The following is a 20,315-nucleotide window of genomic DNA, read 5'->3' on the forward strand; positions in this document are numbered from 1 at the left end:
CGCTCCATCGTGGCGCCACGTGATCACGGTGCCTCCGTCAGGGCGCGAACCGCTGCAGCTCCCCCGTGCCGGCCCGGCGAGAGGCCATGGACGGCCTCCGCCAGTGCGTTCGCCCGGGCGGCGCCGAGCACGGGGGCGGCGAGCCGGTGGAACTTGGCGTCGAGCTCGTCGTCGCCGAGCGGCCGCTCCCAGTCGCCGCGCGCCTCGCAGGGCACGCTCGCGATAACGCGGCCGTCCGTGCACTCGATCCGCACCGCGGCCCAGCGTTCCCGGGGGAAGCGGGCGTTGAGGTCCTCGCGTTCCGTCACCGCTACCCGTGCGGCGAGCGCACGGCGCGCCGGGTCATCCAGCGCGGCGTCGGCCACGTCGGCCGCCCCGATGCCGCCGCCAAGGGCACAGGCCACCGACCACGGCAGGCTGTACTGGGCCTCCTCGGTGGTGGCCGGGGCGGCCACCGCGAGGCGGCCCGCCTCGTGGAAGGTCTCCACGACGATGCGGCGGATGGCCGCGGGGTCCCCCGGGATCTCCCCGGCGATGCTGCGCACGGCCTCCACGGCGGGCTGGGCCCAACGGCAGACCGGGTAGGCCTTGCGGTACTGCTCGCCGATGCGCCAGCGCTGGCCCAGGTCGTCCCAGATTTCCGACACTGCCGGGTCGTCGAGGGTTGCGGCCGGGGCGCCGGTGAAGCCCTCCCGCGCCAGGAAGGCCGCGCTCACGCCCGCCATCGCGCCAAAGGCCGAGCCGTCCTTGACCATGGTGGGGTGATCGATGCAGCGCATCATCTGGCTCCGCGGGCCGTAGAACTCCGCCGTGCCCAGGGCGTGGGCGGTGGCCGCGGTGTCGAGCCCGAGGGCCCGCGCCGCCACGGCGGCGACGCCGAGGGCGTTCCAGGCGCCGGAGGTGTGGTAGTCCGGGGCGGTGGCGTGCAGCGCGATGCCCGCCCGGGTGGCGATCTCGTAGCCCGCGGCGATACGGGTGAGCAGCTCGCCATCGTCGACGGCGGCGGCGTCCGGGAGGGCGAGGAGGCCGGGGACGAGGGCGGCGCCGACGTGGCCCTTGGTCAGCACCTGGCCGTCGTGGGCGTCCAGGGCGTCGGTGAGGGCGGCGCCGTGCAGCGCCGCGCCGACGGCGGACGCAGTGCCGGGGCTGAACAGCAGCGGTACGGCGCCGGGCATCTGGGCATGGGCGAACGCGGCGACGATGCCGCCCAGCCGCGTGCACGTCGCGCCGGCGGCCACGCCGAGGGTGTCGAGCAGGCAGCGCCGGGCCTCCGCGAGCGCGGCCTGCGGGAGGTCGCCCGGTCGCAGGCCGAGGGCCCAGCCGGCGATATCGTCGGTGCTCATCGGTCACCGTACTCCAGCAGCCGGCGCACCAGCGGGGTGTCGGCGTCGCGGTGCGTGGGCATGTCGTAGCGGGCGCGGGCGATGGCCTCGCGGTCCAGCTGCGCGGTCACCAGCGCCTCGCCGTCGTCGGCGGCGGCGAGGACCTCGCCGCGCGGGTCAAGGATCCGGCTGCCGCCCCAGAAGTGGCTGTCGCCCTCCGGGCCGTAGCGGTTGGCCATGATCACCGGCGTGGCATAGGTCATGGCGTAGAAGGTGATATTGGTCAGCCAGTTGCGCTCGTTGGAGAACGATTCGCTGACAATCCCGCTGGCCGAATTCACCGGCGCGATGAGCACCTCCGGGCGTGCGAGCATGGCGGCGTGCACGAGTCCCGGATTCCAGAGGTCGGCGCAGATCAGGGGGCTGGCGCGCCAGCCGCCGTCCAGCGCTACCTCGGTAAGCCCCCGCCCGGCATGGAAGTGCTTGCCTTCCTCGAGGCCGCCGTAGGTCGGCAGGTTGAGCTTGCGGTGCACGGCGGCCAGCTCGCCGTCACGTACGACCGCCACGGCGTTGTAGTACTCCCCCGGGGAGGCCGCCTCGATGAACCCGGCGACCACCGTGATCCCGTCGGCAGCCTCGGCGAGCCGCACCAGGCGGGGGTGGTCCCGGTGCATGGCCACGTCCGGCACCCGGCGTCCGAGGCCGTAGCCGGTGAGCGAGAGCTCGGGGAAGACGAGCAGGCCGACGCCCCCGGCCCGCGCCCGGGCGATCCATTCCAGGTGCCGGTCGAGGTTGGTGTCAGGTTCGGCGAGGGCGCAGTTGATCTGGGCCGCGCCGGCAAGGAGAGAGGTCTGTGCGGTCATGGTGCTCCGGCGTGGTGGCACGATTGTGGGTCGGTCTTCGCGGCGGGTGAGGGCGGCGGACCGGCGGTCCGCCGCTGCGGTTGCGGACCTCACATGAGGTCGTGCTTCTTGAGAAAGTCCTCCGCGACCCGCTCGATGCTCTCCTTGTCGACGTCCACGCGGGCGTTCAGGGCCGCCATGGTGTCGTCGTCGAGCAGTGCGGACAGGGCGTTCATCTGTTCACGCAGCTTCGGGTTCGCCTCCAGGGTGTCCTTGCGCACCACCGGAGTGAGCGCATAGGAGGGGAAGTAGTTGCGGTCATCGTCGAGCACGCGGAAGTTGAACGCCGGGATACGCCCGTCGGTGGCGAATACCAGGGCGACGTCGACCTCGCCCTCCTTGAGCGCGGAGTAGGTCAGCCCGGAGTTCATGCGCTTGATGTCGCCGCGCGGCACGCGGAAGCCGTAGGCGCGCATCATGGGCTTGAAGCCGTCCGGCCGCGCGTAGAACTCGGCGTTCACGGCGATGGTCATCTCCTTGCCGTCGTTGACCGCGTCTGCGAGGTCGGAGAGGGTCTCGATGCCCCGCTTGGCGGCGTCGTCCTCGCGCATGGCGAGCGCGTAGGTGTTGTTGGCGTCGGACGGCTCGAGCCAGACCAGACCCTTCTCGGCGTCGAGCTTCTTGACCCGCTCGTAGGTCTCCTCGGGACCGAGGTCCTCCTCCACCTTGTTGTAGGTGATCAGGGAGGTGCCGGTGTACTCCCAGTAGAGGTCGACCTGGCCGTTGGTCTGGGCCTTGCGCAGCACCGTGGAGCCCATGCCGTCGCGCTTGTCGACGTCGTAGCCTTCGGCCTTGAGGTACTGGGTGGTCATGGACGCGAGCAGGAGCTGTTCGGTGAAGCCCTTGCCACCGACGGTGATCTCGGCGGCGGCGTTGCTGCCGAGGGCGAGCAGCCCGGCGGCGACGGTGGCGGTAACGAGCTTGCGTAGCATGGTGGTTCTCCTGTTTGGCTTCGGTATCGTCAGGCGGGGTTTCGCAGCGGATTGACCCCCTTGGGAACGGTAAGGAACGCCAGCGTGGCGACGATCATGTCCACCACCACGGCGAGGGCGGCGGTGGGGATGGCGCCGGCGAGCATCATCACGGGCCGGTCCAGGGCGATGCCGGTGAAGATCAGCTCGCCGAGCCCGCCACCGCCGATGAGGAACGCCAGCGGGACGGTGCCGACGTTCACCGACAGCGCGATGCGGATGCCCGCGAAGATCACGAACAGCGCGTTGGGCAGCTCCACGCGCAGGAGCATCTGGGTGGGGCTCATGCCCATGCCGGCGGCGGCCTCCTTCATGTGCGGCGGCACCGCCTTGATCCCGGCGTAGGTGTTCCGGGCAATCGGCAGGATGGTGTAGACGAACAGCGCGAAGATCGCAGGGACGCGACCGATGCCGAGCAGCGTCATCGACAGCGCCAGCACCGCCAGGGTCGGGATGGTCTGGCCGATGTTGAGTACCTGCATCGCGGGTTCCGCCACGCGGGCGAAGCGCGGCCGGCTGAGGAGCACGCCCACGGGCACGGCGAAGGTGATCGCCAGTCCCCCTGAGATCAGCATCAGCTCGATGTGCTGGCCGAGCAGGTAGGTGATATCGCCGCGGTAGTAGAGGAACTCGTCGATGAACCCGCTGCCCTCGGTCCACACCCCGAGCAGGAACATCACCACCAGCGCGGTCCCGTAGAAGAGTCTCTGCGGTGACTGCAACAGCATGGCTTACTCCTGCGGCCGGTAGGTCGCGCCCAGGTAGCGGGTGATCCCGCGCTGGGTGAGGGTGCCCGCCAGGCGCCCGTCTTCGTCGACGCAGGCCAGCCAGGTCGTGTCGTGGGAGAACATCAGCGAGGCGACCTTGCGCAGGTCGTCGTCCAGGTGGGCGAGGGCATCCACGCCGTAATAGTGCTCGCCGCATTTGCCGCGGCGGGTCTCGGCGGTGGAGCGCATGACCATCCCCACCGGCTGGTGGTGCTCGTTCACCAGGGTGATGGCGTAGTGGTAGCCGCGCTCGTCCATGAGCTCGAGGGCCCGGCGGAGGTCATCGTCGTGGCGGACCACCGGTACGTCGTCCTCCATGACGTCGCGCACCCGGGCCAGCTGCATGCGCTTGAGGGCGCGGTCCTCGCCGAAAAAGCTCTCCACGAAGTCGTTCTTCGGATGGGCGAGCAGGTCGTCCGGGCGGTCATACTGCACGAGCTGACCGGCGCGGAAGATGGCGATGCGGTCGCCCATCTTGATCGCCTCGTCGATGTCGTGGCTGACGAAGAGGATGGTCTTGTTCAGCTCCGATTGCATGCGCAGGAACTCGTCCTGGATCACCGCGCGGTTGATCGGGTCGATGGCGCCGAAGGGCTCGTCCATCAGCAGCACCGGCGGGTCTGCGGCGAGCGCGCGGATCACGCCCACGCGCTGCTGCTGGCCGCCGGAGAGCTCGCCGGGGTAGCGGCCCATGAACGCGGACGGGTCGAGGGCGACCATGTCCAGCAGCTCCCGCGCCCGCTCGCGGGTGCGCTTGCGGTCCCAGCCGAGCAGTCGCGGCACCACCGATATGTTCTCCTCGATGGTCATGTTCGGGAATAGCCCGATCTGCTGGATTACATAGCCGATGCTGCGGCGCAGGTCCGTGGTGTTCATGCCGGTGGTGTCCTCGTCGTTGATGGACACCCGGCCGGAGGTGGGCTCGATGATGCGGTTGATCATCTTGAGCGTGGTGGTCTTGCCGCAGCCGGAGGGGCCGAGGAGGATGCAGATCTCACCGTCCGGCACGTCCATGGTGATGTGGTCGGCGGCGGTTACCGGTCCCTCCGGCGTCTCGAAGACCTTGGTCAGATTCTCGATGCGGATCATTCGGCTCCCCTTGTCGTTGTTCAGCCCCCGGCGCGCTGCAGCCCGCGCGGCGTGAGCCGCCGCTGCAGGCCGAGCAGGCCGAAGTCGGCGGCGATCGCGAGCAGGCTCACGGCGACGGCGCCGACGATGAGCTGGCGCGGATCGGTCTGGCTGATGCCCCGGCTGATGAAGGTCCCCAGGCCCCCGGCCCCGATGTAGGTGGCGATGGCCATCACGCCGATGTTCATGACCACGGCGGTGCGCACGCCGGCCATGATCACCGGAACCGCCAGCGGGATTTCGACCATGCGCAGCCGCTGCATCGGACTCATGCCCACGCCCCGGGCCGCCTCGCGCAGGGCCGGGTCGACGTCGTTGATGGCGGTATAGGTGTTACGGATGATCGGCAGCTGCGAGTAGAGCAGTACGGCGATCACCGCCGGCACGTAGCCGATACCCTGGCCGATGGTCGAGAGGATCGGGATCATCACGCCGAACAGCGCGATGGACGGGACGGTGATTACCATGGAGGCGATGTAGAGCACGATGTTGGCGACGCGCTGACTCTGGGTAATGGCGATGCCGATCGGCACACCGGTGGCGACGGCCAGGCCGACGGCGACCGCCACGAGGGCGATGTGCTCGATCGTGCGGTTGACCAGCACGTCGACGTTGTCGGCGATGAAGGTGATGATGTCCAAGTATCGACCCCTCCGTTCACGCGGGTTGTCCACGGGGTGGGCGTATTCTTCCGCGGGCGGTTGCACGGGGGCCGCCGCGGGGCGCGCTTGTGCCGGCGCGTCTTCAGCGTGAACTCAGGTTAGCGGGGAGGGGCTGGGGATAATGCGACATATGCGCCACATAAGGATATGCAGCCGACATATATGGCACTTGACTCATGGACGGACGGAAATATCCATGATTTGAATCAACCCGAACCCGGATGAAATGGGTCCGGGTTGGGGCCGTTCAGTGGCCGAAGTAGTGGGCCACGTAGTCCTCGAAGGAGACGGTGTCGTCCGCTTCGATTGCCGCCTGCTCGGCGAGGGATTCCCGCGATGCCGCCTCGAAACGTTCGGCCAGCCCGGGGTCGAGCGGGGTGCTCTTGAAGGTGTGCTCGTGGGCGCGGGATACCCGCATGGCGAACTCGATGAAGTCCTCGTCGTGCTCGCGCATTTCCGCGAGCACCCGCGCGGAGGGGGTCAGCGCCGGGTCTTCGACGCGCCGCCGGTATTCCGCGAGGGCGGCGGTGTAAGGGGCGTCGGCGGTGTGGGCGTCGAGCATGCGTGCAGGCGCCGCCAGGGCGTCGAAGAGCTCGCGGGCCCAGTCCGTGAGGGTTACCTCGCTGCCGTCGCCGCGGTAGAGCACCAGCCCCGGCTCGCGGCCCTTGCGCGCCACCAGTCCCTGGTTGTGGTTGATCCGTCCCTGCTCGTGGGCGTCGATGGGGGGGCTGTCCTGGAGCAGGCAGAACAGCAGCAGCGTCTCCATGAACAGCAGCTGGGGCACGTCCACACCCACGGGCTCGAACGGGTTGAGGTCCAGTGCCCGGATCTCGACGTACTCCACGCCGGCGCGGCGCAGTGCCGTGGTGGGGCGCTCGCCGGAGTTCGCCACCGCCTTCGGGCGAACGAAGCTGTAGTACTCGTTCTCGATCTGGAGGATGTTGGTGTTGAGCTGGCGCCATTCGCCGTCGACATGGGTGCCGATGCGCGCGTACTCCGGATCCTCCGTGGAGATGGCGGCGGTGAGGTCGCGCACGTAGCTGTCGAGGTCGTTGTAGGAGACCGACAGCCCGGCCTGTGCCTTGTTCTTGTAGCCGATGTCGCTCATGCGCAGCGATGTGCCCCAGGGCTCGTAGAACGTGCCCTTGCCCATGGTCTCGAAGTGCAGGTTCTCCCCGTGGGTGAACGAGCGGCAGATCGCCGGCGAGGCGCCGAACAGGTAGGGCACCAGCCAGCCGTAGCGCTGGAAGTTGCGGATCAGTGCGAAGTAGGCGCCGGAGCGGTATTCCTTTGCCGGCCGGGTGTCACCGTCCGCGGCCTGCACGGCGGCCAGGAAGCCGTCGCTGAACGAGTAGTTGAAGTGGATGCCGGCAATGGCCTGCATGGCGCGGCCATAGCGCCAGTCGAGGCCGTGGCGGTAGACGTGCTTCATGCGCCCGACGTTGGAGCGGCCGTACTCGGCGATGGGGATGCTCGCCTCGCCGCCGACGATGCACGGCATGCTCGTCGCCCACAGCAGCTCGTCACCGATGTTGTGGTAGGTGAAACAGTGGACGTCGGTGAGAAAGGAAACGGTCTCCCGGGTCGTGGGATACGGCGGGGTAATGAACTCCAGCAGCGCCTCCGAGTAGTCCGTGGTAATCCACGGATGACACAGCGCCGAGCCGAGGGAGGCCGGATGGGAGGTCTGCGAGATGGTGCCGTCGCGGGTGACCCTCAGGCTTTCCTTCTCCAGCCCCTTGTGGCTGTCGCGAAGCATCAGGGGGGCGTCACCGTCGAGGAGTCGGCGGGCGCGGTCGTTAGAGCTGGCGTTCATGAGTGATCGGTATCCTCGCGGCCGTGTTCGGTGCGGGTGGCGCGGCGGTGTCATGGACGCCGCCGGCTACGGGTCATTCGCCGAGGTCGCCGCCGCCGTCTCCGAGGCGGATGCGCAGGCCGAGGTCGTTGCGCGAGTCGGCGTGCTCCAGCGCCGACTCGCGGGTGATCTGGCCTGCCTCGTAGAGGCGATAGAGGGATTCGTCGAAGGTCTGCATGCCGTCTTCGAGGCCCTGCTTCATCGCCTCCTTGAGCTCGTCGATTTCACCGCGCTCCAGGAGGTCTGAGACATATGGGGTGTTGAGCAGGATCTCAACGGCCGGCACACGCCCACCCTCGCGGGCCGGGATGAGACGCTGGCTGACTATGGCGCAGAGGTGCTGCGAGAGGTCGTTGCGCAGCTGGTGGTGCGCCGTCTCCGGGAAGAAGTTGAGGATGCGGTCCAGGGTCTGATTGGCGTTGTTCGCGTGCAGCGTGGACAGGCACAGGTGGCCGGTCTCGGCATACGCGAGGGCGTGCGCCATGGTCTCGCGCTCGCGGATCTCGCCGATGAGGATGACGTCTGGCGAGCCGCGCATCGCGTTGGCCAGCGCGCGTTCGTAGGAGTGAGTGTCCAGCCCGATCTCGCGCTGGTCGATGATGCAGCGCTTGTGCTGGTAGAGATACTCGATGGGGTTCTCTACCGTAAGGATGTGGCCGGAGTGCTGGGTGTTGCGGTAGTCGATCAGCGAGGCGAGGGTGGTGGACTTGCCGGAGCCCGTCGCGCCGACCACCAGTACCAGCCCGCGGGGTTCGAGCACCAGCTCGCGCAGCCGCGTGGGCAGGTTCAGCGCCTCCAGGTCCGGGATCTCGTGGGTGATGAAGCGGATCACCATCGACACGGAGCCGCGCTGGCGGTAGATGTTCACGCGGAAGCGCCCGAGCCCCCGGGGCGAGTAGGCCAGGTTGATCTCGTATTCCCGCTCGAACTCCTCGCGCTGCGGCTCGGTCATCACCCAGTGCGCGAGCCGCTCGATCTCGTCGGCGGCCAGCTTGCGGTCCGGTTCGATTGCCCGGATGCGCCCGTCGATGCGGATCCCTACCGGCGCCCCGGCACTGAAGAACAGGTCCGAGGCATTGTGCTTCGGCATCAGCTGCAGGTATCGGTCCAGCTCCATCCTCGTTTCCTTCGCCGCGGTCCGGCGGACTCCGTGCGCCCCGGCATCGGCGGCAAGCCTGGATTGCCGCGACATGATAGCGCCTCACGTGACGCGGGTCACAGCACTGCGGCACCTGCGGTGCCAAGCGGTCGCCGGGGCGCGGTCCCTGCCTGTGTGCCGCCGGTCCCGCCGCGGTCGCTCGCGTCGGGCGTCCCGGGGGTATTGGCGTGCGTTAGCGGTTCGGCGGGCGGCAATGCGCGTTCACACCGGCGCGGCCCGATGACGCAAAACGCGAGCAATGTCGTGGTGAGGCCACCCCCGGTCCCCCTGTGTATGCGGCGACACGACTGACGAGGATCAACCAAGGTCGTCCGGAGGTGTAATACGGACGATCAGGTTAGTATTCTTCCAAGTTGCGGCCCGCGTTGCGGACCGGATGGGGGATCTATCGGCGGGGCGTCGCGTACGTCTCCCGCCGGGGGCGGTAATGGCACTCGGCACGCCGGTGCGTGCAGGAGATACAACACCTTGTACAGGGAGCCGCGACGGCATGGCGCGTAGCGAGTGGCTTACGCGCGTCGAGGCGATGATGCGGGCACTGCCGGAGGCGGCGGTGCTCATCGACGGCGGGCACCGGGTACGTGGTCTCAATACGGCCGCGGCCGCGCTGTTCTGGGAGCGCCCCGGGGCGTTACGGGGTGCCGATATCCGCGCGCATCTGGGTACGAGCGACACCGGGGCCGCGGTGACCGACCTCACTGCCCTGGCGCCCGGCGATGTCACCGCCGGCGGGGGTGGGTCGGGCTGGCTGCTCGGTGCGCGCTGCCGCGACGGGAGTGAGCGCCCGGTGCGGGTCACGGTGTCGGGTTTCCACGAGGAGGCGGATGGCCGGCACTATTACTTCGTCATCCTGCGGCCGGTGCGGGCCACCGACGGTGAGCGAGGGCATGACCGGCGCTGGCCGGCGGTTTTCGAGGCGGTTCAGGATGCGGTGTTCCTGCTCTCCGCCGGGGAGGGCGAGGTCCTGGAGCTCAATCCCGCGGCCGGTGAGCTCATCGGTTATACCGCGGCGGAGGCGCAGGGCCTCGATTTCGCCGGACTCGGCGCGGAGGGCTGCTGCGGTGGCCCGGCGACCTTCGGCAGGCGGCTCTCGGCGGCGGCCGAAGGCGCTCCCCAGCGCTTCGAGTGGCCCGCGCAGCGGCGTTCCGGCTCGGTCTGCTGGCTGGATGTCAGCCTCAGCGCGGTGGACCTGGACGGGACTGCGGCGGTGGCGGTGGTGGCGAGGGACGTAACCGAGCGCCGGCGTACCGACGTGCGGCTGCGTCAGGCCGCGCGGGTGCTGGCCTCGACCCGTGAGGGCGTGACCATCACCGATCCGGAGACCCGGATCCAGAGCGTCAACCGCGCGTTTACCGAGATCACCGGTTATTCGGAGGCGGAGGTGCGCGGGGCGACGCCCGCGATTCTCTCCTCCGGCCACCACGACCGCGAGTTCTACGACCGTATGTGGCAGGAGCTCGTCGATCATGACCAGTGGCAGGGCGAGATCTGGAACCGGCGCAAGTCCGGTGACATCTATCCGCAGTGGCTGACGATCACCGCGGTGCGCGACGGCGGCGGCGCGCTGATCAACTACGTCGGCGTGTTCTCCGATATCAGTCGCATCAAGCACTCCGAGGCGGAGCTGGAACAGCTCGCCCACTACGATCCGCTCACCGAGCTGCCCAATCGCCAGCTCCTGAACCTGCGACTCGAGCACGCCCTGAGCCGGGCCCGCCGCCATGGCCACCGGGTGGCGCTGCTCTATATCGACCCGGACGGCTTCGGCGTGGTGAACGACAGCTTCGGTTACGCGGCTGGCGATGAGGCACTGTGCGCGCTTGCCGAACGCGTGCGCTCGCGGCTGGGTAACGAGGACACGCTGGCCCGGCTCGGCGGCGACCAGTTCGCGGTGATGCTCGAGACGGCGCCCGGTACCGACGGCGTCGCGGTCATCGCCCAGAGCATCATCCAGTGCTTCGACGAGCCGATCCGGCTGTCCAGCGGTGAGCAGGTGCTCCTCGGGGTGAGCGTGGGCATCAGCATCTTCCCGGACGACCGGGTGGACGACGCCGGTACGCTCATCAGCAACGCCGATGCGGCCCTGCACCAGGCCAAGAACGAGGGGCGTCAGACCTACCGCTTCTACGCGGCACACCTGACCCGGAGCGCCCAGCGCCGGCTCGGCCTGCGCAGCGAGCTGCGCCGGGCCATCGACGAGCACGAGCTCGTTCTCCACTACCAGCCCATCGCCCGGGCGCGGGACGGTCGGGTGGTGGGCGCGGAGGCGCTGGTGCGATGGCATCATCCCAACGAGGGCCTGCTCGGGCCGGAGCAGTTCATACCGCTCGCGGAGGAGGCGGGACTGATCGAGTCGCTGGGCGACTGGGTACTCGACCACGCCTGCGGCCAGGCTGCGCGCTGGAACAGCGAGGGCCCGGCGCCGTTGTGGGTGTCGGTGAACCTTTCCGCCCATCAGGTTCACGCCAGCGGTATCGAACGTCGGGTGGGCGCCGCGCTCGCCGCATCGGGGCTGCCGCCGGACCGGCTGCACCTGGAGATCACCGAGACGGTACTGATGGGGTCGGGGGATGCGGTGAGCGCCACGCTCCAGCGGCTCAAGCGCCTGGGCGTTCACCTCTCACTGGACGACTTCGGTACCGGCTACTCGTCGCTCGCCTATCTCAAGCGCTTCGCCGTGGATACGCTCAAGGTCGACCGCGCCTTCGTTCAGGATCTGGAGCGCGATGACGACGATGCGCAGATCGTTTCGACGATCGCGGCCATGGCCCATAATCTCGGTCTGGAGGTAATCGCCGAGGGCGTGGAGACGCCCGGTCAGGCGGAGCACCTGTGCCGCCTGGGCTGCGATTACCTCCAGGGGTTCCTGCTTGCGAGACCGGCGCCCGCGGACGTGTTCGCGCAACGGCTGGCGGCGGCCGGCAGGGACGAATGGGACGAACAGCACGGCGCGTGAGGAGGCGAGCGTGGACGAACAGACCCGTACCGAGCTGGAGGCGGCGGCGTTCCGCCGGCTGGTGGCACACCTGCGCGAGCACACCGAGGTCCAGAACATCGACCTGATGAATCTTGCCGGTTTCTGCCGCAACTGCCTGTCCAAGTGGTATCTCGCCGCCGCGGAGGAACGCGGCGTCGGCATGGACTACGAGCAGGCGCGGGAGGACATCTACGGCATGCCCTACGAGGAGTGGAAGGCCCGCTACCAGACCTGACCGCCGTGACGCCGTCCGCGTGGCGGTGGCCCGGGGAAAGGGCGGGAGCCGTGGATCGGGCGCGGCCACGGACGGTGTGCGACGGGCACCGCGGCCGGGATCGGGATGTCGCACGCCTACGGCGCCCGACCTACGTGGTGTGACCGTCGTGGGCGGGTGTCACGATATCGATGCGGCTCGGTGTTATGGTCCTGTCGGCCGACGGTGATCGGGTAGAGCCGGGGTGTCGCGCGATGTCCTCCCAGGGCTCCTTGCCCGTAGGTCGGCTACGGCCACGCGCCGTGTCCATGCCTACGCGGCTTGCCGGTTCCCCGCAACCGCCAGGTTCTGCCCGGCGATCGGCCGTCGGTTGCCAGGAGCGACCGACCTACCCGAGCCCCATAGTGTTGTAGGTTGGCTGCTCCTGGCAGCCAACATCCCGCCCTGCGGCGCTGGTAACGTCGACTGCCTTGAGCGGCCGACCTTACAACCGCGACATAACCCCGATGTGCGTACGTTCTGCCAGCACCAACGCAGACGGAGCAAGCCGGGAGCGGTAACTCGGTTGCCCCTCGCAAACGACGGCTACGGCTGCGGTGGCGTCGTCCGGTTTGCTGGACGGAGAGGTGGACCAAGCGCCTGTCGGCACAGCGGGATGCCGTACGCCACCGGTGGCTGATCCAGAGGTGGTGTCGCTGCGCATGCCGGGGCGGCGCTCGTGTGCAGGGTCCCGTAGGCGCGGCCGGGTATCGCCCGTCTCCGGTGTCCAGCCCCGGATCCGCGTGCCCGGACCTGACGATGGGTCGGGGAGCGTTACTCCGGCCGGTGCGAGGCCAGCCACTCCAGCACGCGGACCCGGCGGTCGTCGTCGTTCAGCCCTTCGGCACCGGCGGCCCGCAGGACCGAGGCCGGCCAGCCGGTGCCGCCTTCCACCAGTTCTTCGAGCGTGCCCCACCAGATGATGCGGAAACGTCCGTCGAGCGCGTTGTTGTAGGCCTCGCGCAGCGCCGGGGCCAGGCCGGCGACGGACAGCGGCGTGAGCGCGCGTTCCAGCTCCGTCTTGAGCTCGATGAGCGTGCCGCCCTCGACGCCCCAGCGCTGGGGCTCCATGCGCACCAGGTACTGCTGCAGCTCTGCGACGTTGCGGAACCACTCGATGACCTCGCTCTCGCCATCGCTGGTTACCGCGGCTACCGGATAGCGTTGCGGATCGCGCCGACGCGTGAGCCGCTCTATCTGCGCAAAGGGTTTGCCTTCCCAGCCGTACATCATGCCCGTCGTGACTGCCCCTAAACCCGTTACCCTACTACCGAGCGGGGGGGCGGGCATACCGGCGGCCGGTCAGCCGGACCGCATCAGGCGGCTCGCCACGACGGCGTCCAGAGAGATCCGCCCCGGTCCGTGGGCGATGATCGCCAGCAGCATCGCCGCCCAGGGCAGGTGGTAGGCCTGCCACGCGTCCGGGATCGTGAGCTGGATGATCGCGGTCATCGCAAGCATCCCGGCGGCGGCGAGGCGGGTCCCCAGGCCCAGGACCAGCATGACGGGGAACACCAGCTCACCGATGCCGGAGAGGGTCGCCATCAGCGCCGGGAAAGGGTAGGCGTACGTCCCGCCGAGGATGTGCAGGCGGAAGTCGTTGGTGAACAGCCACACCGCGCCGGGCGAGGGCTGGAGAAACCCGTCGAATTTAGTCAACCCCGACTGCCAGAACGGGATTGCCATGGTGAGGCGCAGCACGAGCTGGGGCACGCTCGCCGGCAGCCGGCCGAGCCAGGTGCTTATCACCCCGGGTATCCGCGAGGCCCGGTTCAGCCCGGTGACGATCGGTGCAGTCGCGACGCGCATGGGGTCTCCCTCCCTTGCAGGCTTACGGGTCGAGGCGGTAGCCGGCGAGTGCGCCGGTCGTCAGGAGCGCCTGAAGCACGGTGGCCAGGTCGAAGGACGCGTCCGCCTCGGCCACGGTTCCCGCGGCCTCCGGCAGGCTCTGGCCCGTATCGAGTGCGCGGATGAACACGTCCGCCCGGCCGGGCAGGCACTGTGTGTACACCTGGAGGACGGGCCGGGTGACCAGTGCGGTGCCGCCGCCGCTGCCGAGATCCACGGGGCGGACGGACTCGTCGTGGGTGTTCGTCTCCCAGATCGACGTTACCGGCCAGGGGCTGGCCACGATCCGTGTGGCCGGGTGCAGCGTGAGCCGCAGGCCGGTCAGGGCGTCCGCGTGCACATTGGAGAGTGCCTCCGGGGCAAGGGCGTCGGCGTCGGCGGCATGATAGGCCTCCAGTCTGGCGCGTTCGAGCCGGGCGACGTCCGGGAGGTACGGCAGTCCGGCGGCGGCGCGGAAGGTCTCGATGAACGCGGGAAAGCCGGCGCCGTAGGCCAGCAGTACCGGTGAGTCCGGCAGTTCGTCGGCCACGTACGTCCGCGCCATGGCGTGGAAGAACGCCTCGCCCACCAGTCGTTCGGTGACCGGATAGGCCTCGCGCAATGCCTCCACGAGGCTGACGTGGATGTTGTTGCGGTGGATGTCGAGCCGTCCCGGCGGCGTCACGCCGGCGGGGGCGGGTGCGCCCGGACGGCGCAGCGCGCTGGCCAGCGCTGTCTCGAGGGTTGCAGAGGCGCTCATGAGGTGGCCTCCCGGGGGGCGTCGGTGAGCCGGGTGTCGGCCCGCCGCGCCTCGTCGAGGAGGACCGGCCACTCGGGGACGTCGCCGTCCCACTCGATCAGTGTCGGCACTGGACCGCTGCGGAGGAGGGTGCGCTCGTAGAGCGCCCAGACCGTGTCAGCGACCCGTCGGTCATGGCTGTCGATGGCGAACGGGGCGCCGGTGTCGTCGTGGCCCAGGGCATGGCCGGCGAGATGGATCTCGTCAACGGGACCGGTGGGAAATGCGTCGATGTAGGCGGCCGGGTCGTGGTCGTGGTTTGTCGCCGACACGGCGACATTGTTCACGTCGAGCAGCAGGCCGCAGCCACTGTGCCGCGCGAGTTCGCTGAGGAAGGTCACCTCGTCCATTTCATCGCCGCCGAAGCACACGTAGGTGGACGGGTTTTCGATGAGGATGCGCCGGCCCAGCGTGCACTGCACCCGGTCGACACGGTCGATCACGCGGACCAGTGTCTCCCGCGTGTAGGGCAGGGGCAGGAGGTCATTGAAATAGGCGCCGCCGTGACCGGACCACGCCAGGTGCTCGGAGACGAGCGCGGGCTCGTAGCGGTCCACCACGCCGCGGAGGCGGGCGAGGTGGGCGGTGTCCAGGGCGCCCTCGCCGCCGATGTTCATCCCCACCCCGTGCACGGACAGCGGGTAGCGCTCGCGGACGGCGGCAAGCCAGGCGTGGGGTGGGCCGCCGGCGCCCATGTAGTTCTCTGCGTGGACCTCGAAGAAGCCCACGTCCGGGCGCTCGCCGACGACGCTCGCGTAATGCCGGGCCTTGAGCCCGACGCCGGCTCGCGCCGGCATCGGGTCCGCAGGCGGCATCATGGACGTCCGCGTGGCTGTTTCGGACATGATTGCCTCCATGAGCGGCGTCCCTGACCGGCCGGCGTTAGCCCTTGGCGGGCACGTCCCGGTCCAGTGGCTCGAGGCTGCCGGTGCGACCGCCGGGCAGCGCCATGGACTCGCAGGTGCCGGCGGGCACGAGCTTCCAGGCGTTGCCCTGGTAGTCCACCGAGGAGGTCCCGGCGCAGGTGGTCCCGGGGCCGGCCTTGCAGTCGTTCTGGCCGGCCTTGGCGACGCCGTAGCACTTGACCATGTCCTTTTCGGCGGCGACGGCCGTGCCCGTGAGCGCGGCACCGCTCAACGCTAGGGCGAAAGCGCCGGCGAGGCCGAGGGCGGTGTAGCGGTTGGTGGTGGACATAACGTGTCTCCTCTTGCGCGTTGTCGGGTGTTTCGCACCGCGGCGTTGCCGTCGCGACGCTCGGGAGTAATCATGGTGGGCACGGCGGGCCGCGCCCATTCGGTTCATTACGTAAGGGATTCCGCGTAGCAGCCGCGTGCGCGGCGCCTAGCGGGTCAGTCATTCAGCGCCGCAGGTGCGGTGGACGACCGGGAGGGTCGATGCATCAGCAGGAATTCGCGCTCGATACCGGCGGGCGTGGCACGGTGGAGATCACCCGCCGCGTCGCGGACGTGGTCTCCGAGGCCGGCGCGGGGGACGGGCTCTGCCACGTGTTCGTGCGCCACACCAGCGCCTCGCTCATCATCTGCGAGAACGCCGATCCCTCCGTGCGCCGGGACCTCGAGACGGTCGCGGCGCGGCTCTTCCCCGACGGCGATCCGGCCTACGTGCACGACGCGGAAGGCCCGGACGACATGCCCGCCCACCTGCGCAGCGTGTTCACGAATTCAGGGCTCACTGTGCCCGTGAGTACCGGTCGGCTGGCGCTGGGCACCTGGCAGGGCATCTATCTGTGGGAGCACCGCCGGCACGGCCATCGTCGTTCGGTGGTGGTCAGCGTCTGGCACTGAGGCACGGGGGCGGCATGGCGAAGGAAAAGACCGGCGGCAACGGCCGCGAGTCCGGACGGCCGGACGTCAAGCCAGGACACGGCAAGTTCGCCGTGCTGGGACTGGGCAACTTCGGGACCACGGTGGCGCAGCAGCTCGAGGAGCTCGGCAACGAGGTGCTGGCGGTCGACGAGGACGAGGAGCGGGTGAACACCCTGGCCGAGGAATTCACCCACATCGTCTCCGCGGATGTGCGCGACGAGCGCGCCCTGGAGGAGCTGGGCCTCGGGGACTTCGACGCCGCCGTGGTGGCGATCGGCGAGAACCTGGAGTCGAACATCCTGTGCACGCTGGGGCTCAAGCACCTCGGCGTGCCGCGGGTGTGGGTCAAGGCCAAGAGCCCGGCACACCACCGCATCCTCAGCAAGCTCGGGGCGGACCGCATCGTCCACCCGGAGTTCGAGATCGGCGTGCGCGTGGCCTACTCGCTCAACTACCCGTTCGTGCTGGACTACATCAGCCTCGGCAGCGACTACTTCGTGGTCGAGCTGGCGCTGAGCGAGACCGTCACCGACTCCACGGTGGGTGATCTCGAGCTGGAAGAGCGCTTCGGTATCGAGCTGCTCGCACTCAAGCGCGGCGATGAGCTGATCCGCGACGAGAAGACCGTCACCGCCCTGCGGGAGGGCGACCGGCTGGTCGTGGTTGGCAAGCAGGTGCACCTCCGCGCTCTCGCGGACATCCTATGAGGCACTGGATGCGTTTCCAGCGGCCGCCCTCGCGCCGCCGGCGGCGCATCGTGCGGCTGCCGCCGCCGCTCACCCTCGCGGTCACCTTTCTCGCCCTGATCGTGATCGGCACGGTACTGCTGAGCCTGCCCTGGGCGACCATACGGCCGATCAGCCTGCAGCAGGCCGCCTTCACGGCGACCTCGGCGGTGACCGTCACCGGCCTGGTGGTGGTGGACACGGCGGCGACCTTCACGCGTTTCGGCGAGCTGGTCATTGCCGTGCTCATCCAGCTCGGCGGCCTCGGTGTGATGGCCTTTGCGGTACTCGCGCTCTCCGCCCTCGGGCACCGCATCGGCCTGAGCCACCAGATGCTCCTGCGCGAGGACCTCAACCGGACCTCCATCGGGGACGTGGTCGGCCTCGTGCGGGTGATCTTCCTGCAGGTGATCCTCTTCGAGCTGGTGGGCACGCTGCTGCTCGCGGCACGCTGGGTGCCCGTTCAGGGCTGGGGGGATGGGCTGTTCAACGCCGCCTTCCATGCGATCTCCGCGTTCAACAACGCGGGCTTCTCGCTGTTCCACGGCAGCCTCGCGCAGTGGGCGGGGGACCCGGTGGTGAACCTCACCATCCCGGCGCTCTACATAGCGGGCGGGCTCGGCTTCGCCGTGGTCAACGAGCTGCTCGCGAGACGCAGCATCCGCCGGCTGTCGCTGCATACCAAGCTGATGCTGATCGGCACGATCGCGCTCAACGTCTGGGCGGTTGCCGCCTTCGCCGGACTGGAGTGGCACAATCCGGAGACCCTGGGCGGGCTCGCGCATACCGGCGACCGCCTGTGGGCGGCCTGGTTCCAGGGCACGACACCACGTACCGCCGGGTTCAATACCGTGGACATGGGCGGCATCACGGATGCCAGCGCGCTGATGATGATCTCGCTGATGTTCATCGGTGGTGGCAGTACCTCGACGGCCGGCGGTATCAAGGTCACCACCTTCATGGTGCTGATCTTCGCGACCGGCGCGTTTCTGCGCCGGCGCCACGAGCCCGTGGCCTTCGGCCGCACCATCGGCGCGGAGGACGTGCTCAAGGTCCTCGCGCTGACCTTCATCGGGCTGCTCGCGGTGATGATCGGTGCGTTCCTGCTGGTGGCCACGCACAATCTGCCGTTCCTGGACATCGCCTTCGAGGCGGCGTCCGCCTTCGGCACGGTCGGGCTGTCCCGCGGGGTAACCCCGGAGCTCAACACCTTCGGCGAGTGGGTGATCATGGCGCTGATGTTCCTCGGGCGCGTGGGGCCGCTGTCGGTGGGCTTCGTGCTCGCCACGCCGGCGACCCGGCTACTTCGTTATCCGAGGGCGAGTGTCTACCTCGGCTGAGCCGGCGGGTGCCGGAAAACGCCGTCGCTGTTCCAGGCTAACGCCGGGACGGCGAGGGCGGTTCCCTCCCCCGGTGTATTGGCGCAGAGTGGCGGCAGGAGGTGGGGCGAACGCAGACGGGGCGCCTGCCGGGCGCGCATGTGGTATCGTCCGCGACCATTGCGCGGACTCATCGAGAGCAGGAATGCCATGGCGAGCAAGACCATCTATCGCGTGATCTTCCACAACAAGGGCAAGGTCTACGAACTCTACGCACACAGCGTGGGCGACGGCGGCATCATGGGCTTTGTGCAGATCGAGGAGCTCATCTTCGGCGAGCACACCCAGGTCGTCGTTGACCCCTCCGAGGAAAAGCTCAAGAGTGAGTTTGCCGGCGTGAAGCGCAGCTTCATCCCCATGCACTCCATCATCCGCGTCGACGAGGTGGAGAAGGAGGGCCACGCCAAGATCTCCGACGCCGAGGGGGGTAACGTCACGCCCTTTCCGGTGTCGATGTACGGCCCGGGTCGCGGCGGAAACGATCCCGGGCAGGGTAATTGATCTCGCCTGCCGAGTCGTTTACCCTTTAGCGCCTCGTCGGCAGCAGCCCGGCGGGGCGAGAATACGGAGAGGTGTCCGAGCGGTCGAAGGAGCACGCCTGGAAAGCGTGTGTACCTACTGGGTACCGAGGGTTCGAATCCCTCCCTCTCCGCCACTATCCCGTCTTACCCCCGTTTCCAGAGACTTTCCCGCACCCCCATTGAGACGGAGCGTTCCGGCATCCTTGCTTGATGCGGGACAGGGCCGCCGTTTGAGCGGCGGGTGTATGGACGGTATGCCATCTGTTCGCGGTTGTTCAGGGGAGTGTGCGCTTATGCGGAGATTCGAGGACAAGGTCGCGCTCGTTACCGGAGGCCGCTCCGGCATCGGGCGCGCGATAGCGCGGCGCCTGAGCACGGAAGGGGCAACGGTGTTCACGGCACAGCGCGGGCAGGACGCGGAATTCGAGGGAATAACGACCGATTTCACGGACCCGGAGGGGCCCGGCCGGGTCGTCGACGAGGTGATTCGGCGTGCCGGGCGACTCGACGTCCTGGTGAACAACGTCGGCATTATGCAGGAGGCGGGGATCGAGGCGATGAGCGTGATGGACTGGCATCGCACGCTTGCCGTGAACCTGACCGCACCCTTCCTGACGATCCGCGCCGCATTGCCGCACCTGCGTGAGGCCCGTGGCAGCATCGTGAACACGGGTTCACTAGAGGGCCTGGGCTCCAACCCGGGGCACGCGGCCTATTCCGCCTCCAAGGCCGGGCTGCACGGGCTGACCCGGGCCGTCGCCGTGGATCACGGTGGGGAGGGCATTCGCTGTAACGCGGTTGCTCCCGGCTGGATCGATACCGAGCTGAACGTCGATTTCATCGAGAACACGCCAGACCCGGACGCGTTCCGCCGGGATATTGGCCGGATCCACCCCCTGGCCCGAACCGGTATCCCCGAGGAGGTTGCCGCCCTCGTCGCCTTCCTCGCGGCCGAGGAGGCTGGCTTCATCACGGGACAGGTGTACACGGTGGATGGCGGGCGAACGGCGAGACTGAGCCTGCCGTAAGACGATGTGACCGTTCTGCACGGCTTCAGTGATCCGTTACGCGCCAGGGTATGGCACATTGCGGACCCTGGTGGCGCCGCGCGCACCTGCCTCGTGCCGGGACAACGTTTCTTTCCGTGTTCATGACCGCCGTCAATCCCCTCTGCCCATCACCGGCCTAGCATCGGCTGGGAAGCGTTGTGGCGGCAGCACCCGGCGTGGGCCGGCGGGAGGT

At 68.8% G+C, this 20,315-nt stretch carries 20 protein-coding genes and 1 tRNA gene; 8 read left to right on the plus strand and 13 right to left on the minus strand.

Translation table 11 applies throughout. The features are described 5' to 3' along the window. Nucleotides 1-23: 23 nt before the first annotated feature. The 8 genes from ACEZHJ_RS04720 to ACEZHJ_RS04755 form a co-directional block, all read right to left on the minus strand. Nucleotides 24-1,343 carry an MmgE/PrpD family protein gene (locus ACEZHJ_RS04720; protein WP_375036288.1) on the minus strand — a complete coding sequence of 440 codons (1,320 nt, stop codon included), beginning with the start codon at nucleotides 1,341-1,343 and terminating at the stop codon, nucleotides 24-26. Continuing rightward, on the minus strand, nucleotides 1,340-2,185 hold the full coding sequence (locus ACEZHJ_RS04725; RefSeq protein WP_375036289.1) for a nitrilase-related carbon-nitrogen hydrolase: 846 nt from the start codon (nucleotides 2,183-2,185) through the stop codon (nucleotides 1,340-1,342). Before ACEZHJ_RS04725 ends, ACEZHJ_RS04720 begins: the two co-directional genes overlap by 4 nt. Before the next feature lie 89 nt (nucleotides 2,186-2,274). Further along, entirely contained in the window at nucleotides 2,275-3,156 is an 882-nt protein-coding gene (locus tag ACEZHJ_RS04730; RefSeq protein ID WP_259201873.1) for a glycine betaine ABC transporter substrate-binding protein, read from the minus strand. A gap of 29 nt (nucleotides 3,157-3,185) precedes the next feature. Continuing rightward, nucleotides 3,186-3,923: an ABC transporter permease gene (locus tag ACEZHJ_RS04735; protein ID WP_163142371.1), complete on the minus strand. Its 738-nt coding sequence runs from the start codon at nucleotides 3,921-3,923 to the stop codon at nucleotides 3,186-3,188. Nucleotides 3,924-3,926: 3 nt separating this feature from the next. Beyond that, on the minus strand, nucleotides 3,927-5,051 hold the full coding sequence (locus ACEZHJ_RS04740; RefSeq protein ID WP_375036290.1) for an ABC transporter ATP-binding protein: 1,125 nt from the start codon (nucleotides 5,049-5,051) through the stop codon (nucleotides 3,927-3,929). Nucleotides 5,052-5,071: 20 nt separating this feature from the next. Then, complete coding sequence (locus ACEZHJ_RS04745) at nucleotides 5,072-5,731, minus strand: ABC transporter permease (RefSeq protein WP_018717022.1); 660 nt, start codon at nucleotides 5,729-5,731, stop codon at nucleotides 5,072-5,074. Between the two features lie 268 nt (nucleotides 5,732-5,999). Then, on the minus strand, nucleotides 6,000-7,568 hold the full coding sequence (gene gshA, locus ACEZHJ_RS04750) for a glutamate--cysteine ligase (protein ID WP_018717021.1): 1,569 nt from the start codon (nucleotides 7,566-7,568) through the stop codon (nucleotides 6,000-6,002). Between the two features lie 73 nt (nucleotides 7,569-7,641). After that, nucleotides 7,642-8,724, minus strand: coding sequence for a PilT/PilU family type 4a pilus ATPase (locus tag ACEZHJ_RS04755; RefSeq protein WP_018717020.1), 1,083 nt, complete (start codon nucleotides 8,722-8,724; stop codon nucleotides 7,642-7,644). A gap of 532 nt (nucleotides 8,725-9,256) precedes the next feature. Here ACEZHJ_RS04755 and ACEZHJ_RS04760 point away from each other — a divergent pair. Both ACEZHJ_RS04760 and ACEZHJ_RS04765 read left to right on the plus strand, forming a co-directional pair. Beyond that, entirely contained in the window at nucleotides 9,257-11,722 is a 2,466-nt protein-coding gene (locus ACEZHJ_RS04760; RefSeq protein ID WP_375036291.1) for an EAL domain-containing protein, read from the plus strand. Nucleotides 11,723-11,732: 10 nt separating this feature from the next. Beyond that, on the plus strand, nucleotides 11,733-11,978 hold the full coding sequence (locus ACEZHJ_RS04765) for a DUF1244 domain-containing protein (RefSeq protein ID WP_018717018.1): 246 nt from the start codon (nucleotides 11,733-11,735) through the stop codon (nucleotides 11,976-11,978). A gap of 792 nt (nucleotides 11,979-12,770) precedes the next feature. On the opposite strand, the gene ACEZHJ_RS04770 is transcribed toward ACEZHJ_RS04765, so the two are convergent. The 5 genes from ACEZHJ_RS04770 to ACEZHJ_RS04790 all read right to left on the minus strand — a co-directional run bounded on the left by ACEZHJ_RS04770 (nucleotide 12,771) and on the right by ACEZHJ_RS04790 (nucleotide 15,816). Further along, the gene (locus tag ACEZHJ_RS04770) at nucleotides 12,771-13,226 is read right to left on the minus strand and encodes a hypothetical protein (protein ID WP_375036292.1); all 456 of its coding nucleotides are present in this window, start codon (nucleotides 13,224-13,226) and stop codon (nucleotides 12,771-12,773) included. Between the two features lie 72 nt (nucleotides 13,227-13,298). Beyond that, nucleotides 13,299-13,805 carry a DoxX family protein gene (locus ACEZHJ_RS04775; protein ID WP_163143121.1) on the minus strand — a complete coding sequence of 169 codons (507 nt, stop codon included), beginning with the start codon at nucleotides 13,803-13,805 and terminating at the stop codon, nucleotides 13,299-13,301. 22 nt (nucleotides 13,806-13,827) lie between these two features. Continuing rightward, nucleotides 13,828-14,583: a DUF2063 domain-containing protein gene (locus ACEZHJ_RS04780; RefSeq protein ID WP_018717015.1), complete on the minus strand. Its 756-nt coding sequence runs from the start codon at nucleotides 14,581-14,583 to the stop codon at nucleotides 13,828-13,830. Continuing rightward, entirely contained in the window at nucleotides 14,580-15,467 is an 888-nt protein-coding gene (locus ACEZHJ_RS04785; protein WP_375036293.1) for a DUF692 family multinuclear iron-containing protein, read from the minus strand. The genes ACEZHJ_RS04780 and ACEZHJ_RS04785 overlap by 4 nt, the downstream gene beginning before the upstream one ends. 37 nt (nucleotides 15,468-15,504) lie before the next feature. After that, the gene (locus tag ACEZHJ_RS04790; RefSeq protein ID WP_375036294.1) at nucleotides 15,505-15,816 is read right to left on the minus strand and encodes a DUF2282 domain-containing protein; all 312 of its coding nucleotides are present in this window, start codon (nucleotides 15,814-15,816) and stop codon (nucleotides 15,505-15,507) included. 200 nt (nucleotides 15,817-16,016) lie between these two features. Here ACEZHJ_RS04790 and ACEZHJ_RS04795 point away from each other — a divergent pair, with 200 nt between their 5' ends. The 6 genes from ACEZHJ_RS04795 to ACEZHJ_RS04820 all read left to right on the plus strand — a co-directional run bounded on the left by ACEZHJ_RS04795 (nucleotide 16,017) and on the right by ACEZHJ_RS04820 (nucleotide 20,101). Then, nucleotides 16,017-16,427, plus strand: coding sequence for a secondary thiamine-phosphate synthase enzyme YjbQ (locus tag ACEZHJ_RS04795; protein WP_018717012.1), 411 nt, complete (start codon nucleotides 16,017-16,019; stop codon nucleotides 16,425-16,427). A 14-nt stretch (nucleotides 16,428-16,441) separates the two neighbouring features. Further along, nucleotides 16,442-17,155: a TrkA family potassium uptake protein gene (locus ACEZHJ_RS04800; RefSeq protein ID WP_018717011.1), complete on the plus strand. Its 714-nt coding sequence runs from the start codon at nucleotides 16,442-16,444 to the stop codon at nucleotides 17,153-17,155. Then, the gene (locus ACEZHJ_RS04805) at nucleotides 17,152-18,513 is read left to right on the plus strand and encodes a TrkH family potassium uptake protein (RefSeq protein WP_211210568.1); all 1,362 of its coding nucleotides are present in this window, start codon (nucleotides 17,152-17,154) and stop codon (nucleotides 18,511-18,513) included. The genes ACEZHJ_RS04800 and ACEZHJ_RS04805 overlap by 4 nt, the downstream gene beginning before the upstream one ends. A gap of 189 nt (nucleotides 18,514-18,702) precedes the next feature. Beyond that, nucleotides 18,703-19,053: a DUF1820 family protein gene (locus ACEZHJ_RS04810; RefSeq protein WP_018717009.1), complete on the plus strand. Its 351-nt coding sequence runs from the start codon at nucleotides 18,703-18,705 to the stop codon at nucleotides 19,051-19,053. 65 nt (nucleotides 19,054-19,118) lie between these two features. After that, nucleotides 19,119-19,207, plus strand: a tRNA-Ser gene (locus ACEZHJ_RS04815). Nucleotides 19,208-19,366: 159 nt separating this feature from the next. Continuing rightward, nucleotides 19,367-20,101 (plus strand): SDR family NAD(P)-dependent oxidoreductase, encoded by a 735-nt coding sequence (locus ACEZHJ_RS04820; protein WP_375036295.1) that lies wholly within the window; start codon nucleotides 19,367-19,369, stop codon nucleotides 20,099-20,101. Nucleotides 20,102-20,315 lie beyond the last annotated feature (214 nt).

This window comes from Arhodomonas sp. KWT2, assembly GCF_041949875.1.
In the GTDB taxonomy this organism is placed as follows: domain Bacteria; phylum Pseudomonadota; class Gammaproteobacteria; order Nitrococcales; family Nitrococcaceae; genus Arhodomonas; species Arhodomonas aquaeolei.